The sequence below is a fragment of the Fonticella tunisiensis genome (assembly GCF_004364155.1).
Taxonomy (GTDB): Bacteria; Bacillota; Clostridia; order Clostridiales; family Caloramatoraceae; genus Fonticella; species Fonticella tunisiensis.
Window position 1 is genome coordinate 99,232 of record NZ_SOAZ01000004.1, and the last position, 15,135, is coordinate 114,366.

Genomic DNA, 15,135 nt, shown 5'->3' on the forward strand with positions numbered 1-15,135 from the left:
TTAAGAATGAAGGTTCTTTTTGTGTGTACTGGCAATACCTGCAGAAGCAGCATGGCTGAAGCTATTGCAAAGCATTATGCTTCTATAAATAAACTTGATATAGAAGTTTCATCCGCAGGCATATATGCAGTCCAGGGTGAAAAAGCTTCCCAAAATGCAATAAAAGCTATGGAAGAAAAGGGATTGGATCTTACTTCCCATTTATCAAAGCCTTTATCATATGACCTCCTAAAAAGTGCTGATCTTGTTCTTACAATGACTGAGGGACATAAGTTAGCTATACTTTCAAGATATCCTGAGTTTAAGGAGAAAGTGTTTACGCTAGGAGAATACGCAGGGGAAGATAGGGATATTATTGATCCCTTTGGAGGCGATTTAAACGTTTATAGGGCCTGTGCCTTTGAACTGGAAAATCTAATAGGCAAAGTATTTGGAAAATTAAGGGAAGGCCGGGTATAATATATACCCTTGCTTTCCCTTTTTTGATGTATATAGACTAAATTGCTATTGTCTACACAAAATATTTAATATAAAATATTTACTTGAATGTTCAGGAGGGATAAATATGAAAATAGCCATAGGAAGCGACCACGGCGGTTATAATCTTAAGCAGGTTATCATGGAGTTTTTAAGGGACAGGGGAATAGAATACAAGGACTTTGGTACCTATGACACAAATTCCTGCGACTACCCTGACTATGCCCATGCAGTTGCAGAGGCCGTGTTAAGCGGAGAGTATGAAAAAGGAATACTGGTATGCGGAACTGGAATAGGCATATCTATAGCTGCCAACAAGGTTCCAGGAATAAGGGCAGCACATGTTACCGATACATTCAGTGCAAAGGCAGCGGCCCAGCACAACAATGCAAATATAATAGCCCTTGGGGAAAGGATAACGGGTCCCGGCCTTGCCATTGAAATAGTGGATGCCTTTCTTTCATCTGAGTTTGAAGGCGGAAGGCATGAAAGAAGGGTTAACAAAATCACTGAAATAGAAAAGAAATATTATAAATAGGAGGAATTTGCTATGGACTCAAGAGTTACGGTTATAAGCCATCCGCTTATACAGCATAAGCTTTCAATAATGAGGGATATAAACACAGGTTCAAAGGATTTCAGGGAACTTCTTGAGGAAATATCGATGCTCATGTGCTACGAGGTTACAAGAAATTTTCAACTTGAAGATATAGAAATTGAAACACCCATATGCAAAACGACGGCAAAGATGCTTACAGGAAAAAAGGTTGCAATAGTTCCAATCCTCAGGGCAGGACTTGGAATGGTAGATGGAATGCTCAGGCTTATTCCTGCTGCAAAGGTAGGGCACATAGGGCTTTATAGGGACCCTGAAACTTTAAAGCCCGTTGAATACTACGCGAAACTTCCGTCGGATATAGAAGAAAGGGAAATAATAGTAACAGACCCGATGCTTGCAACAGGCGGTTCAGCCGTTGATGCAATACAGCTTCTCAAAAACAAGGGGGCAAAGAGCATAAAGTTAATGTGCCTTATTGCTGCACCGGAAGGGATAAAGGCCGTTCTTGAAGCCCATCCTGACATAGAGATATATGTTGCAAACGTAGACGAAAGGCTCAACGACCACGGATACATAGTTCCCGGCCTTGGGGACGCTGGAGACAGGATATTTGGTACCAAGTAGGTGAGACCATGAGGCAGTCCTGGGAACAATATTTTATGCAGCTTGCTGAAATGGTAGCAACCCGAGGCACCTGTGACAGGGCAAATGTAGGGGCAGTTATAGTAAACTCTGACAATAGAATCGTTGCAACAGGATATAACGGCAGCATTTCTGGAAATCCCCACTGCGATGAAGTGGGCCATACCATGAGGGATGGGCACTGTATAGCGACGATTCACGCGGAGATCAACGCCCTGCTCTACTGTGCAAAGGAGGGTATTGCAGTTAAAAACTGCACCATTTATGTAACTCATTTTCCATGCCTCAACTGCACTAAAGCACTGATACAGGCAGGAATTAAAAGGCTTTTCTACAGGCATGACTACAGGGTAGACGATTATGCTGTGGAACTTTTGAAAAGGAATAATATAAGCTTTAAAAGGATATGAAATTTTATTTAAAGTCGCTACAAGATAGCGGCTTTTTTAAATGTGCTACATTTAATTATTCTATTTAGCTTCCGGAAGGTCATGGTATAATGGGATAAAAACAGTATGAAGCTGGATAAAGAAAAAAGGGATGTAAATGAAGCTATATTGTGATAAAATTGTTTTATGCAAAATGTTTTAAGGGTGTGAAAGGATGCTTCGTTACGCGGTGATTTTTGTTCTGGCTGCATTGATATCCATTATATTTACCCCGGTGGCCAGGAGGATAGCCTACAGGTTTGGAGCCATAGATATACCAGATGATGAGAGAAGGATACATAATAAACCCATTCCAAGAATGGGGGGACTTGCTATTTACATATCATTTGTGATATGCAGCCTGATCTTTTCAAAATTTAATACCCACGTTGTGGGAATAATAGCCGGTGGAACAATACTCGTAATCGCAGGAATGATAGACGATGTTAAGCCTCTAAGGCCTGTTCAAAAGCTTATATTTCAAATTGCAGCCTCAGCCGTACTGATTGCCTTCGGTATAACCATTGGAAGTATTACGGTTCCCTTCATAGCTGATGGGGAAAGCGTGTATATAGGATATTTCGGTATTCCACTTACGATTTTGTGGGTAGTGGGGATAACCAATGCGGTAAACCTTATAGATGGTCTTGACGGCCTTGCGGCAGGGCTTGCCATGATTTTCTCAATTACTATATTTGTAGTGTCTATGATAAGCAACAGGGAGGTTGCAATGCTTTTAACGGCAATACTTGCAGGTTCCTGCCTTGGGTTTTTGCCATATAATTTCAACCCTGCCTCCATTTTCATGGGAGATACAGGGTCACAGTTTTTGGGATTTACGCTTGCGGCTATATCAACACAAGGGGCGGTAAAGTCTGCAGCTGCAGTTACACTTGCAGTTCCAATACTTGTTCTATGGCTTCCCATATTTGATACTCTATTTGCAATGGTAAGAAGAAAGGTGAACAAAAGGCCTATTATGGAGGCGGACAGAGGTCACCTCCATCACAGACTTTTAGATTTAGGTTTGAGCCATAGGAAGGTAGTTATAATAATGTACCTTATAAGCATATTTCTCGGTGCCACTGCTGTTTTAGCAATGGTGCTGTCGACTCAAAAATCCTATGTAATACTGCTTTTAGTATGCTTTATAACGCTGTCCATTGGAGTTGAATTTGGGTTTATTACCAGAAAGACAAGGAATTGATGGAAGAGGTGGTACTTTTGGATAAAATAAAGGTAATGACCATATTTGGAACAAGGCCTGAGGCTGTTAAAATGGCTCCCCTTGTTAAGGAACTTGAGTCAAGAAAAGAAATAGAATCCATCGTTTGCGTTACAGCCCAGCACAGGCAAATGCTTGATCAGGTTTTAAATTTGTTTGATATAACACCAGATTACGACCTCGATATAATGAAGGAAAGGCAGTCCCTTTCAGGAATAACCACAAGGGTTCTTGAAGGGCTTGAAAGGATATTTGAGAAGTCAAAGCCGGATATAGTACTTGTACACGGAGATACAACCACAACCTTTGCAGGGAGCCTTGCAGCTTTTTACAATAAAATAAAGGTTGGACATGTTGAAGCAGGCCTTAGAACCTTTAACAAATACTTTCCCTTTCCTGAGGAGATGAATAGAAAGCTTACAGGTGCTATGGCGGATATGCACTTTGCACCAACGGCAACATCAAAGGAAAACCTTTTAAGGGAAGGCATAAGGGAAGAGGATATATTCGTTACCGGAAATACAGTAATAGATGCAATGGCCACAACGGTTGATAAGGAATATTTTTTTGAAACTGAGGATCTCAGGAACATAGACTTTAAGAACAGGAAGGTCATAATGATAACTGCCCATAGAAGGGAAAACTGGGGTAAGCCACTTGAAAACATATGTACAGCTTTAAAGAGAATTGCTGAGGACTTTGAAGACGTTGAAGTAGTATATCTTGTTCACCTCAATCCTGTGGTGAAGGAAACTGCCTACAGCATACTCGGCGGAACTGACAGGGTACACCTTCTTCCACCACTTGATACCAAGGAAACCCATAACCTTATGGATAGAAGCTATCTCATATTAACGGACTCAGGCGGCCTTCAGGAGGAAGCGCCCCATCTTGGAAAACCGGTACTTGTATTAAGGGATGTAACCGAAAGGCCCGAGGCTGTTAAAGCAGGAACCGTAAAAGTCGTTGGAACTGAGATAGACAGGATATATAATGAAACTGCTGAACTTCTTAAAAATGAAGAGAAGTACAATAGCATGGCCAATGCAGTTAACCCATATGGGGACGGGAATGCCTCAAAGAGGATTGTTGACAGTATACTATATTATTTCAACAGGATTGACAAAAGGCCGGAGGATTTTGTACCTTCAAGGTAGGAATTTTCAAGCGCCAGCATTTAATATAACTTCAAGATAAAAGGCTTAAAGTTTCGATAATTCACGTTAATTTAATTTATAAAGTAAAATTAGGTATTAATCATATAATATGACTTAAATTCATTATAAAATCGCTTTGAAATTTATATTTAAACTGATAAAATAATTATATGTTCAAAGGTTGGACAGCAGCCCCTGGGGAGGCTGTCAAGCCATGGTGCAACCTACTTGCAGGCGTTTATCTCTAAAAAGGATAGATGTAGGCTGGTATCCACAGGAGGATGCCAGCTTTGGCTTTTTTGAAAGTTTTAAATAATGCTAAAAGGCGTTACTTTTTAAAATTAAGGATAAACTAAAAAGCGAAGGTAAATTAATATAAGAAAGCCGGACGGTGAATAATTTGAATCAGAGCATAAACAGCCTTATGTTAAAAAGGTTAGGAGCCGGATTTATAACTGCTGCTGTAATCAGTTTGTTTGTTTACGCATTCCTTGGAATGTATGGGCTAAAATCCTATTTCATAGGTTTTTTACTGAGCGCCCTAAATTTTATACTTCTTTCCTTGGAGTTAAACACCATTCTTGAAATAAGACCGAAAAGGTCAAGGGTATACCATCTTATATTTTTCCTGATAAGGTACATACTAATTGGGTATGTAATAGTTCAGGCGGTGAAAAACGATAATGCCAATGTATTTTTAATATTTGGAGGACTTATTACAATGAATTTTTCCATTGTTATAAATGCTTCCCTGAATCATTTCATACGGAGGAAGGTGAGCTAGATGGGAGAGGTCAAAACGTTATTTGAATTTACCATTGGTGGATTGAAGTTTGGTATAACCTATTCAGTTGTTGCCCAGTGGATTGTAATGATTTTTATCATGCTTATGGTACTTCTAATAAGGGGCAGGATGAATGATGTGCCGAGGGGGATTCAGGTATGGGTTGAGACCCTTGTTGAGACTATAAATAGTCTTGTCCGAAGCAACATGGGAGAAAAATATGAAAAATTTACTCCCTTCGTTGGAACACTTATGATTTATCTTTTACTTCTAAATCTTTTTGGACTTACAGGATTTAGGCCGCCAACTGCAGATTATAGTGTGGCACTGGGGCTTGCCATCATATCCTTTGTCCTTATACATGCAACTGCAATAAGGAACAATGGAATAAAGCATTATCTTAAAGGGTATACCCATCCCTATACAGCAATGCTGCCTCTTAACATCGTTGAAAGGCTTGTAGTTCCGGTTTCATTGAGCCTTCGACTTTTTGGAAATATAACAGCAGCTGTTATACTTGTTGAACTTATATATGACGGCCTCGCCTATCTGTCGGGGGTATTGCATCTTGGCATACCGCTACTACAGGCGGTTATACCAATACCATTTCATGTATACTTTGACCTGTTTGACGGGGCTATACAGATGTTCATATTTGTTATGCTAACTATGATATTTATAAAAACTACATCAGATCATTAAGAGGAGGAATAACATATGCAGGGAATTGATCCAAGAGCATTTGTATTAGGTTTATCAGCAATTGGGGCTGGAATTGCGGCTCTTGCTGGATTTGGAGCTGGAATAGGTACTGGAATTGCAACAGGTAAGGCGGTTGAAGCTATTGCCAGACAGCCTGAAGCTAAAAACGACATAGTAAACACACTTATAATCGGTAGTGCCTTCTCAGAGGCAACTGCTATATACGGACTTCTTGTTGCAATAATTCTTCTCCTTATAAAGATTGTTTAATTAAATCCTGCGGCTTGCTCTATTCATGTAAATGAATTGAAGCAAGCCTTCTTAAAATTGAAAGCCATATATTGGAATACAGTTGAAGCTAATTTAACGTGTGGTGCTAGTTCTTTCTTCATATATTTTTATCTCCGCTTTTTTATAAAAGAATTAGCATAATAAGTTAATTTAATAATAGTTTAAAGATTTAGTTTAAGTAGCGCCAGTAATTTGTCTTAAACCCCTTCAAAAGGAGGAGAGCATATGGAAGTTAATTTAACTACGGTAATATTTACTATAATAAATGTTTTAATTTTATACTGGTATTTAAGAAAATTTCTCTTTACTCCTGTTACAAACTTTATGAATAAGAGAACAAAAAGTATTGAAGATAAAATACAAAGTGCAGAAGAAAAGCTCAAAACGGCTGAAGAAGCAAAGGTTAAGTATGAAAGCAAGCTTCAAATGGCCGATGATGAAGGAAAAAAGATTATAGATGAATATAGAACAAAGGCTATAAAGCGTTCAGATGACATAATAATGAGTGCGAAAAAGGAAGCTGAGGCAATCAGAAAGAGGGCGGAGCTGGATGCAGAGAGGGAATACGAAAGGGTACAGGACGAAATTAAAAAACAGATTGTAGAGCTTTCCCTTCTTGCAGCCAAAAAGTCCATAGGAGAGCAGCTTGATGAAGAGAAACACCATGAGCTTATTAGAGAATTTATAAGCAAGGTAGGGGTATAGTATGCAAAAATATGAAGTTGCATCCAGAAGATACGGGCATGCCCTGTTTGATGTTGCCAAAGCCAATGATAAAATAGATTTATTCCTTGATGAGCTTAGGAATGTTTCAAACATACTCATAAATAACGATGAGCTCAAGCTGTTTCTAGAGCATCCCAGCATTACAAACGATGAGAAGAAGAGGGTACTTCAAAATATATTTAAAGGAAAAGTTGATGATGAAATAATAAAGCTTATGTTTCTTCTTATCGACCACGACAGAATAAATGAGATAAGAACGGTTTATTATGACTATAAATATCTTGTTTACAAGGAAAAGGGAATAAAAATAGCCTATGTTACAACGGCTGTTAAAATGAACGATGAAGAGATGAGCCTTCTTAAGACAAGGCTTCGTGAAAAGTATTCCTGTGATATTGAAGTTCAAAACATAGTGGACCCTGAAGTAATAGGCGGCGTCTTTTTGAAAATTGGCGACAGGATTATAGACGGCACCATAAGGGGAAATCTTGAAAACATGAGAAAAAGCCTTTTAGATCAATACAAAGGGGTGAAAGTATGAGCATAAGACCTGATGAAATTAGTTCAATTATAAAGCAGCAGATATCACAATACGAAAACAAGCTCGAATCCATAGATACGGGTACAATAATACAGGTTGGTGATGGAATAGCGAGAATATTTGGGCTTTCCAAGTGCATGGCAGGGGAGCTTTTAGAGTTTCCTAACGGAATTTATGGAATGGCCCTCAACCTTGAAGAAAACAACGTAGGTGCTGTTCTATTTGGACAGGAACAGGGAATAAAGGAAGGGGACATAGTTAAAAGGACGGGCAGAACCGTTGAGGTTCCAGTTGGCGAGGCACTAATTGGAAGGGTAGTAAATGCCCTTGGACAGCCAATAGATGGAAAGGGGCCCATAAAGACAGACAGATTCAGACCGGCTGAGGTTATTGCTCCTGGAGTCATAGAAAGAAAGTCTGTTAAGGAACCCCTTCAAACAGGTATAAAGGCCATCGACTCAATGGTGCCGATAGGACGAGGCCAGAGAGAGCTTATTATAGGCGACAGGCAGACCGGTAAAAGTGCCATTGCCGTTGACACCATAATAAATCAAAGAGGCAAGGATGTTATATGCATATACGTTGCAATAGGACAGAAACAGTCAACTGTTGCTCACCTTATGAACACCCTTGAGGAGTTCGGGGCAATGGATTATACCATAATAGTATCAGCCTCAGCTTCAGAGACTGCACCTATGCAGTTTTTGGCGCCCTATGCGGCAACCGCAATGGGAGAGGAATTCATGCATAACGGTAAGCATGTTCTTATAGTTTATGATGACCTTTCAAAGCATGCCGTTGCATATAGGACGATGTCACTGCTTCTTAGAAGACCACCGGGAAGGGAAGCATATCCTGGAGACGTTTTCTATCTACACTCAAGGCTTCTTGAAAGGTCGGGAAAGCTCTCCGATAGCCTTGGAGGAGGCTCTATGACAGCCCTTCCAATAATAGAAACATTGGCCGGAGACGTAACTGCTTATATACCAACAAACGTTATTTCAATAACCGATGGACAGATATTCCTTGAAACTGAGCTGTTCTTCTCAGGCGTAAGGCCGGCTATAAACCCTGGAATATCGGTATCCCGTGTTGGAGGAAGCGCTCAGATAAAGGCCATGAAGCAGGTTGCAGGAAGCTTAAGGCTTGAGCTTGCACAGTACAGGGAGCTTGCAGCCTTCGCACAGTTCGGTTCAGATCTTGATAAGGAAGCAAGGCTTAGAATAGAAAAGGGGCAGAGACTAGTTGAAGTTTTGAAGCAGGAGCAGTATAAGCCTATGAATGTAATAGATCAGGTTTTAATACTCTATGCTGCCCTTAATAACTATCTTAACGATATACCCGTTGAAAAGGTAAGGGTTTTTGAGCATGAACTTATAGAATATATTCACACACATCACAAGGAGCTGTGGAATACATTAAACGAAAAACAGGCCCTTGATGATGAAATAAGGAAGAATCTAAACTCTGCCATAGAGGAGTTTAAAGAAACCTTTAAGTAAAGGGCAGGGAGGTGAAGTCCATGGCTGGAGCGGGACTTTTAGAGATAAAGAGGAGAATAAGGTCCATAAGAAACACACAGAAGATAACAAAGGCTATGGGGCTTGTTGCAACCGTTAAGGTTAGAAAGCTCAAGGAAAGATCTGATAGCTCCAACCCTTTTTATGAGGTCTTTAATGAAGCCATAAAAAATATTGCTTTAAGCATCGATTTAAATGATTCCATATACTTTAGACAAAACAATTCCGATACGGATGTATATATAGTTATTACTTCAGATTCAGGGCTCTGCGGAAGCTACAACGCCAATGTAATCAATAAAGCCTTAGAGCATATGTATGGAAAGAAGGTTCTTCTTATAACCGTTGGAGAAAGGGGAAAGAGCTTCTTTACAAGAAACAAATATGAAACCCTTGCGGAGTTCGTTGAGGTTGGAGATACCCCATCCCTTAAGGATGCACAAGAAATTTTAAGGCCTGCCTTAGAAGTTTACAGAGAGGGAAAGGTCAGAAATATATATATCGTTTATACAAGATTTTATTCCCCGGTTAAACAGGAAGTTGAGGTTCTTAAACTTCTTCCCGTTGAAAGACCGGGGGAAACTTCAAGGAGCGAAATGGAGTTTGATCCTTCTCCGGATAGCGTTCTTGATTATGCAATTCCCAGTTTTCTAAGGGCGGCTGTATTTAATGCACTAACAAACAGCACTACCAGCGAATATTCCATAAGGATGACGGCTATGGATGCTGCAACCAAAAACGCAGGAGATATACTGGATAAGCTAAACCTTGAGTACAACAGGGCAAGGCAGAGCAGCATAACCCAGGAAATAACCGAAATAGTAAGCGGCGCAGAAGCACTAAAGGATTAGGAGGGAGAGCATGGCACTAAATAAAGGGAAAATAGTTCAAATTATTGGGCCTGTTGTTGACATAAGGTTTGAAGACGGCCAGCTTCCAAACATATATAATGCCATTCATATAAATTTTAATGGTAAAACTATAGTAACAGAGGTAATGCAACACGTAGGAGATGACATAGTAAGGACAGTTTCCATGGAGCCAACTGATGGCCTTGTTAGAGGAATGGAAGCTGTTGATACAGGAAAGCCAATTTCTGTTCCAGTTGGAAAGTCAACACTTGGAAGACTGTTTAACGTTTTAGGCCAGCCAATAGATAATGCAGGAGAGGTAAAGGCAGATGAATACTATCCAATCCACAGGCCGGCACCATCCTTTGAAGAGCAGGCAGTTGAGCCTGAAATGTTTGAAACGGGAATAAAGGTTATTGACCTTATAGCACCATATCCAAGGGGTGGAAAGATAGGGCTCTTTGGAGGTGCAGGTGTAGGTAAGACGGTGCTCATTCAGGAGCTTATAAACAATATAGCAAAGCAGCACGGAGGACTTTCCGTTTTTACAGGAGTTGGTGAGAGGACGAGGGAAGGAAATGACCTTTACAACGAAATGAAGGAGTCCGGAGTTATCGATAAAACAGCCCTTGTATTTGGACAGATGAACGAACCGCCAGGAGCTAGAATGAGGGTTGCACTTACAGGCCTTACGATGGCTGAATACTTCAGGGACCAGGGACAGGATGTGCTCCTGTTTATAGATAACATATTCAGATTCTCCCAGGCAGGCTCAGAGGTTTCAGCCCTCCTTGGAAGAATACCATCAGCCGTTGGATACCAGCCAACCCTTGCAACTGAAATGGGGGCCCTTCAGGAAAGGATAACATCAACAAAGCACGGCTCCATAACATCGGTTCAGGCTGTATACGTACCTGCAGACGACCTTACAGACCCGGCGCCTGCAACTACGTTTATACATCTTGATGCCACAACGGTTCTATCAAGATCGATAGTTGAGCTTGGTATATATCCCGCCGTTGACCCGCTGGATTCAACCTCCAGAATTCTTGATCCCAGGGTAGTTGGAGAGGAGCATTATGAAACAGCCCAGAGGGTAAAGAACATTCTTCAAAGGTATAAGGAGCTTCAGGACATCATTGCAATACTTGGAATTGATGAGCTTTCAGAGGATGATAAGCTTGTAGTATCAAGGGCAAGAAAGGTTCAAAGGTTCCTGTCGCAGCCCTTCTTCGTTGGAGAGCAGTTTACAGGAATACCTGGAAAATACGTTCCTGTGTCGGAAACAGTAAGGGGATTTAAGGAAATACTTGATGGAAAACATGACGATCTGCCGGAGGCTGCCTTCCTTTTTGTTGGAACAATAGATGAAGCAGTGGAAAAGGCGAAGCAGATGATGGGCAGGTAAGAGGTGAAGTGGATGGCTAAATTCAATGTTAAGATCGTAACTCCGGAAAAGAGCTTCTTTGAAGGAGATGTTGATTCCATCCTGCTTGATACCACCACAGGAAGGGTGGAAATACTTGCAAACCACATTCCATATGCAGCAGGTATAGTACCTACGGTGTTAAAGATAAAAAAAGACGATGAAGTAAAATACGCTGCCCTTTCGGGAGGGCTTTTGGAGTTTAAGGACAACAGGGCTATTGTTCTTTCAAATTCAGCAGAATGGCCGGAGGAAATCGATGTAGAGAGGGCAAAAAAAGCTAAGGAGAGGGCAGAGGAAAGGCTTAAATCAGGCGATAAAAGGGTAAATAAGGAAAGGGCAAAGCTTGCCTTAAGGCGTGCCGAGGCAAGGCTAAAAGCTGTGGAAAGGGCAAAATAGTTCAGAAATTCTGTGCCCTGATCTTTTAAAAACCCCGAAGGTTGACTTCGGGGTTTTTTTGTGCGTTTTAAAAGGAATAATTTGTAAGTATCATTGAATAAATTTTCTCCCATTTGGTTATACTTACTAATACCAAATGGGAGGGATGGAAATGAAAAAATGGGGTGTTTTAATGGCAGTACTTCTGCTAATACTATATTTAAATAGGTCTTTTAATTCAAGGGATGGCTTATCTATTTTATATAAATCCTTTAACAATACCGGAGCTGAATTTATGAAGATGGAAATTGAAGGTCATGCAAGCTTCATATCAGGGGAAAGCATAGAAAAAACCGCTGAAAACATTTTTAAGGCCCTAACGCTTGAAGGGGAGTATTCTCAGTCAAGGATGGATGAATGGTCTGAATTAAACTATAGAAATGAAGATACGGAAGTTAAAGTCAGGGTAAGGAAAATACCCGGCGAAAATTTAACCTATGCTTCGGTTACCCTATCACAATATAGGTTGGGCGAGAATATTAATAATAATATAAGGAGGACTGTGGCAAAAGCCTTCGAAGTTTATAAGGTTGAGCCCTCCTTTTCTTCGTTAATCATGGGCAGGTTCAACGAGAAACTCAGCGTTCCACAGATGAAGGAAAGAATATCCTCTGCATTTTCCTCCATTGGAGCGAGACTTGTAGAGGGAATGGATGAAAGAAACATGGTTAGCTTGACCGGCTATGTTAAAGGAATAAGTGACAGAGTTGAAATAGAGGGTAAGTATATAAATTTGAATATGGCTTTAAGGTATAGCGAAACAAAGGGCTGCACCTACATATGGATAGGAAGTCCAATCATATTGACAGAATATTAATATGAATGGGGGAATATAAATGGATAAAATAGTCATCAATGGAGGCAGCAGATTAACAGGAAAGGTTAAAATCAGTGCAGCCAAAAACTCGGTGCTTCCTATTATAGCGGCATCACTACTGTGCCCTTGTGAATGTGTTTTAGATGATATACCCTTTTTAGATGATGTTTATGTAATTTGCAGCGTACTTAATTCACTTGGTGCATCTATAAAGATAGATGAAAAAATGGATCAGATAACAATAAAAGGCCATAATATAAATTCAACGGAGCCTCCTTATGACCTTGTAAGGAAAATGAGGGCTTCATTTTTAGTTATGGGGCCAATTCTATCCAGGTTTGGAAGGATTAAAATTTCACTTCCAGGGGGATGCAACATAGGAACAAGGCCTATTGATCTTCATCTAAAAGGGTTTGCTGCCCTTGGTGCCGATATAATACTTGGACATGGCTATGTAGAGGCAATATGCAAAAAACTCAAAGGAGCAAATATATATCTGGATTTTCCGTCGGTAGGAGCAACTGAAAATATAATGACAGCTGCGGTGCTGGCGGATGGGGAGACTGTTATAGAAAATGCTGCAGAGGAGCCGGAAATAGTAGATCTTGCAAATTTCTTGAACAACATGGGCGCAAATATTACAGGTGCTGGAACCGACAAGATAAAGATAGAAGGGGTTACGGAGCTTAAAGGTACAAGGCATCAGGTTATTCCGGACAGAATTGAAGCCGGAACCTATATGGTGGCAGCTGCTATAACGGGAGGAAATGTTACTGTTGAAAATGTTATCCCCGAACATGTAAGGCCTATTATTGCAAAGCTTCAGGAGACAGGGGTTCAGGTTTATGAGGAGCAGAACAGGGTAAGGGTTGTATCAAATGCAAGGTTCAAATCCGTTGATATTAAGACGATGCCGTATCCCGGCTTTCCAACGGATATGCAGGCGCAGTTCATGGCACTTATGAGCATAGCAAGGGGGACTTCAATTATAACTGAGACCGTGTTTGAAAACAGGTTTATGCATGTAACTGAGCTTAAGAGGATGGGAGCCAATATAAAGATAGATGGAAGAAGCGCCGTGGTGGAAGGCGTAGAAGGCTTAACCGGTGCAAAGGTTAAAGCTACGGACTTAAGAGCAGGTGCTGCGCTGGTTCTCGGCGGCCTTATGGCAGAGGGGAAAACGGAAATTTATGACGTTCATCATATTGACAGAGGATATGTTGATATGGTAGGTAAGCTTAAAAATATTGGGGCAGATATCGAAAGAATATCTGAGTAAGTGGCTGCCATGCTCTAAAACTTCCCGCACGGCGGAAGTTCTTATAGAAAAGGGCTGATAAGTCCGGGTAAATTCGTTATGTTTTAACGAATTCATCTGGCTTGTCAGCCCTTTTAAGTTTTGACCTTCTTTTGGCTTGAGTTTGTTTTTTGTCATAAAATTTTCTCTTTGAAAATAAAATTCTATATAGGAGTTTGTCCCTGTCTATGAAAGGGGGAAAGTTATTGAGAAGGATATTGATTTACATACTTTCAGTGATTTTATTAACACTATTCATACCAATTATAATCCTGGGAAATATAGGCGAGGGAATAGGGCTTCCCCAAAATATAATACCACAGGCTGTATCGAATAGCAGCAAGGGTAACGATGAATCTATTAAGATAAAGGTTTATATGTCCAAAACAACTAAAAAGATAGAGGAGATGGATCTTGAAGAATATGTAAAGGGGGTTGTTGCTGCTGAAATGCCAGCATCATGGGGTATAGAGGCCTTAAAAGCTCAAGCGATTGCTGCAAGAACCTATGCTGTAGCGCGCATGAGTCAGTTTGGAGGAAAAGAAAGCCATGAAGGGGCGGCTGTTTGTGATGATGTACACTGTCAGGCGTGGATATCCAAGGAGGACAGGATGAAAAACTGGGACTTAAGTGTAGCTTCTGAATATTGGAATAAAATAGAAAATGCAGTTGAGGCTACCAGGGGACAGATAATGACATATGATGGAAAACTGGCTTCTCTGGTTAAGTATTTTTCAACAAGCAACGGATGGACAGAAAACAGTAAAGAGGTGTTCGGATATGAAGCACCCTATCTTGTAAGTGTAGAAAGCTCTGGCGAGGAGGTGTCAAAGACCTTTAAATCCACAAAGGAAATAAGCAAAGCAGATTTCATTAAAAAAATGGTTGAATATGATAACAAAATAAAGAAGGAAGGGGAGCCGGAACTTAAGCTATCGAGTAAAACCCTGTCTACCGAAATAAAAATACTTGGCTGGACCGAAGGAAAAAGGGTCAAAGCAATTAAAATAGGAAATAAAACCTACTCCGGCGTGGATGTAAGATGGGCCATGGGCCTTAGTTCAGCTGATTTTAATGTAAAGGTGACATCCAGCAAGGTTATTTTTGATGTCAGGGGGAACGGCCATGGAGTGGGAATGAGCCAGTGGGGAGCAAAGGCAATGGCTGACAAAGGAAGTAAGTATGATGAAATTTTAAAGCATTATTACACAGGTATAGCAATAAATAAGATTAGCGATATTTCAAAAAAATAGG

At 40.5% G+C, this 15,135-nt stretch carries 18 protein-coding genes; all 18 read left to right on the forward strand.

Annotated elements, in window-relative coordinates; genetic code table 11:
- Positions 1–6: 6 nt before the first annotated feature.
- The 18 genes from EDD71_RS03620 (at position 7) to spoIID (ending at position 15,134) form a co-directional block, all read left to right on the forward strand.
- Entirely contained in the window at positions 7–459 is a 453-nt protein-coding gene (locus EDD71_RS03620; protein ID WP_133627381.1) for a low molecular weight protein arginine phosphatase, read from the forward strand.
- Between the two features lie 106 nt (positions 460–565).
- Positions 566–1,015 (forward strand): ribose 5-phosphate isomerase B, encoded by a 450-nt coding sequence (rpiB, locus tag EDD71_RS03625; RefSeq protein WP_133627382.1) that lies wholly within the window; start codon positions 566–568, stop codon positions 1,013–1,015.
- A gap of 12 nt (positions 1,016–1,027) precedes the next feature.
- A complete protein-coding gene (upp, locus tag EDD71_RS03630; RefSeq protein ID WP_133627383.1) occupies positions 1,028–1,660 on the forward strand; it encodes a uracil phosphoribosyltransferase in 633 nt (210 codons plus the stop codon).
- 8 nt (positions 1,661–1,668) lie between these two features.
- Positions 1,669–2,088 carry a deoxycytidylate deaminase gene (locus tag EDD71_RS03635; RefSeq protein ID WP_133627384.1) on the forward strand — a complete coding sequence of 140 codons (420 nt, stop codon included), beginning with the start codon at positions 1,669–1,671 and terminating at the stop codon, positions 2,086–2,088.
- A 193-nt stretch (positions 2,089–2,281) separates the two neighbouring features.
- A complete protein-coding gene (locus EDD71_RS03640) occupies positions 2,282–3,313 on the forward strand; it encodes a glycosyltransferase family 4 protein (protein WP_133627385.1) in 1,032 nt (343 codons plus the stop codon).
- Between the two features lie 17 nt (positions 3,314–3,330).
- Positions 3,331–4,488 (forward strand): non-hydrolyzing UDP-N-acetylglucosamine 2-epimerase, encoded by a 1,158-nt coding sequence (gene wecB, locus EDD71_RS03645; protein ID WP_133627386.1) that lies wholly within the window; start codon positions 3,331–3,333, stop codon positions 4,486–4,488.
- Between the two features lie 424 nt (positions 4,489–4,912).
- Positions 4,913–5,272, forward strand: coding sequence for an ATP synthase subunit I (locus EDD71_RS03650; protein ID WP_133627387.1), 360 nt, complete (start codon positions 4,913–4,915; stop codon positions 5,270–5,272).
- The gene (locus tag EDD71_RS03655; protein WP_133627388.1) at positions 5,273–5,974 is read left to right on the forward strand and encodes a F0F1 ATP synthase subunit A; all 702 of its coding nucleotides are present in this window, start codon (positions 5,273–5,275) and stop codon (positions 5,972–5,974) included.
- Between the two features lie 24 nt (positions 5,975–5,998).
- Positions 5,999–6,244 carry an ATP synthase F0 subunit C gene (gene atpE / locus EDD71_RS03660; RefSeq protein ID WP_133627459.1) on the forward strand — a complete coding sequence of 82 codons (246 nt, stop codon included), beginning with the start codon at positions 5,999–6,001 and terminating at the stop codon, positions 6,242–6,244.
- A gap of 246 nt (positions 6,245–6,490) precedes the next feature.
- Positions 6,491–6,970 carry a F0F1 ATP synthase subunit B gene (locus tag EDD71_RS03665; RefSeq protein ID WP_133627389.1) on the forward strand — a complete coding sequence of 160 codons (480 nt, stop codon included), beginning with the start codon at positions 6,491–6,493 and terminating at the stop codon, positions 6,968–6,970.
- A 1-nt stretch (position 6,971) separates the two neighbouring features.
- A complete protein-coding gene (locus tag EDD71_RS03670; protein WP_133627390.1) occupies positions 6,972–7,532 on the forward strand; it encodes a F0F1 ATP synthase subunit delta in 561 nt (186 codons plus the stop codon).
- Entirely contained in the window at positions 7,529–9,034 is a 1,506-nt protein-coding gene (gene atpA / locus EDD71_RS03675; RefSeq protein ID WP_133627391.1) for a F0F1 ATP synthase subunit alpha, read from the forward strand. Before EDD71_RS03670 ends, atpA begins: the two co-directional genes overlap by 4 nt.
- Before the next feature lie 20 nt (positions 9,035–9,054).
- Positions 9,055–9,903 (forward strand): ATP synthase F1 subunit gamma, encoded by an 849-nt coding sequence (gene atpG / locus EDD71_RS03680; RefSeq protein ID WP_133627392.1) that lies wholly within the window; start codon positions 9,055–9,057, stop codon positions 9,901–9,903.
- A gap of 10 nt (positions 9,904–9,913) precedes the next feature.
- On the forward strand, positions 9,914–11,311 hold the full coding sequence (gene atpD / locus EDD71_RS03685) for a F0F1 ATP synthase subunit beta (RefSeq protein ID WP_133627393.1): 1,398 nt from the start codon (positions 9,914–9,916) through the stop codon (positions 11,309–11,311).
- A gap of 12 nt (positions 11,312–11,323) precedes the next feature.
- Positions 11,324–11,728: an ATP synthase F1 subunit epsilon gene (atpC, locus tag EDD71_RS03690; protein WP_133627394.1), complete on the forward strand. Its 405-nt coding sequence runs from the start codon at positions 11,324–11,326 to the stop codon at positions 11,726–11,728.
- Positions 11,729–11,879: 151 nt separating this feature from the next.
- On the forward strand, positions 11,880–12,584 hold the full coding sequence (locus tag EDD71_RS03695) for a YwmB family TATA-box binding protein (protein ID WP_166636326.1): 705 nt from the start codon (positions 11,880–11,882) through the stop codon (positions 12,582–12,584).
- 19 nt (positions 12,585–12,603) lie between these two features.
- Positions 12,604–13,863 carry a UDP-N-acetylglucosamine 1-carboxyvinyltransferase gene (gene murA, locus EDD71_RS03700; protein WP_133627396.1) on the forward strand — a complete coding sequence of 420 codons (1,260 nt, stop codon included), beginning with the start codon at positions 12,604–12,606 and terminating at the stop codon, positions 13,861–13,863.
- A 224-nt stretch (positions 13,864–14,087) separates the two neighbouring features.
- Positions 14,088–15,134 carry a stage II sporulation protein D gene (gene spoIID, locus EDD71_RS03705; protein WP_166636327.1) on the forward strand — a complete coding sequence of 349 codons (1,047 nt, stop codon included), beginning with the start codon at positions 14,088–14,090 and terminating at the stop codon, positions 15,132–15,134.
- Position 15,135: the final 1 nt, after the last annotated feature.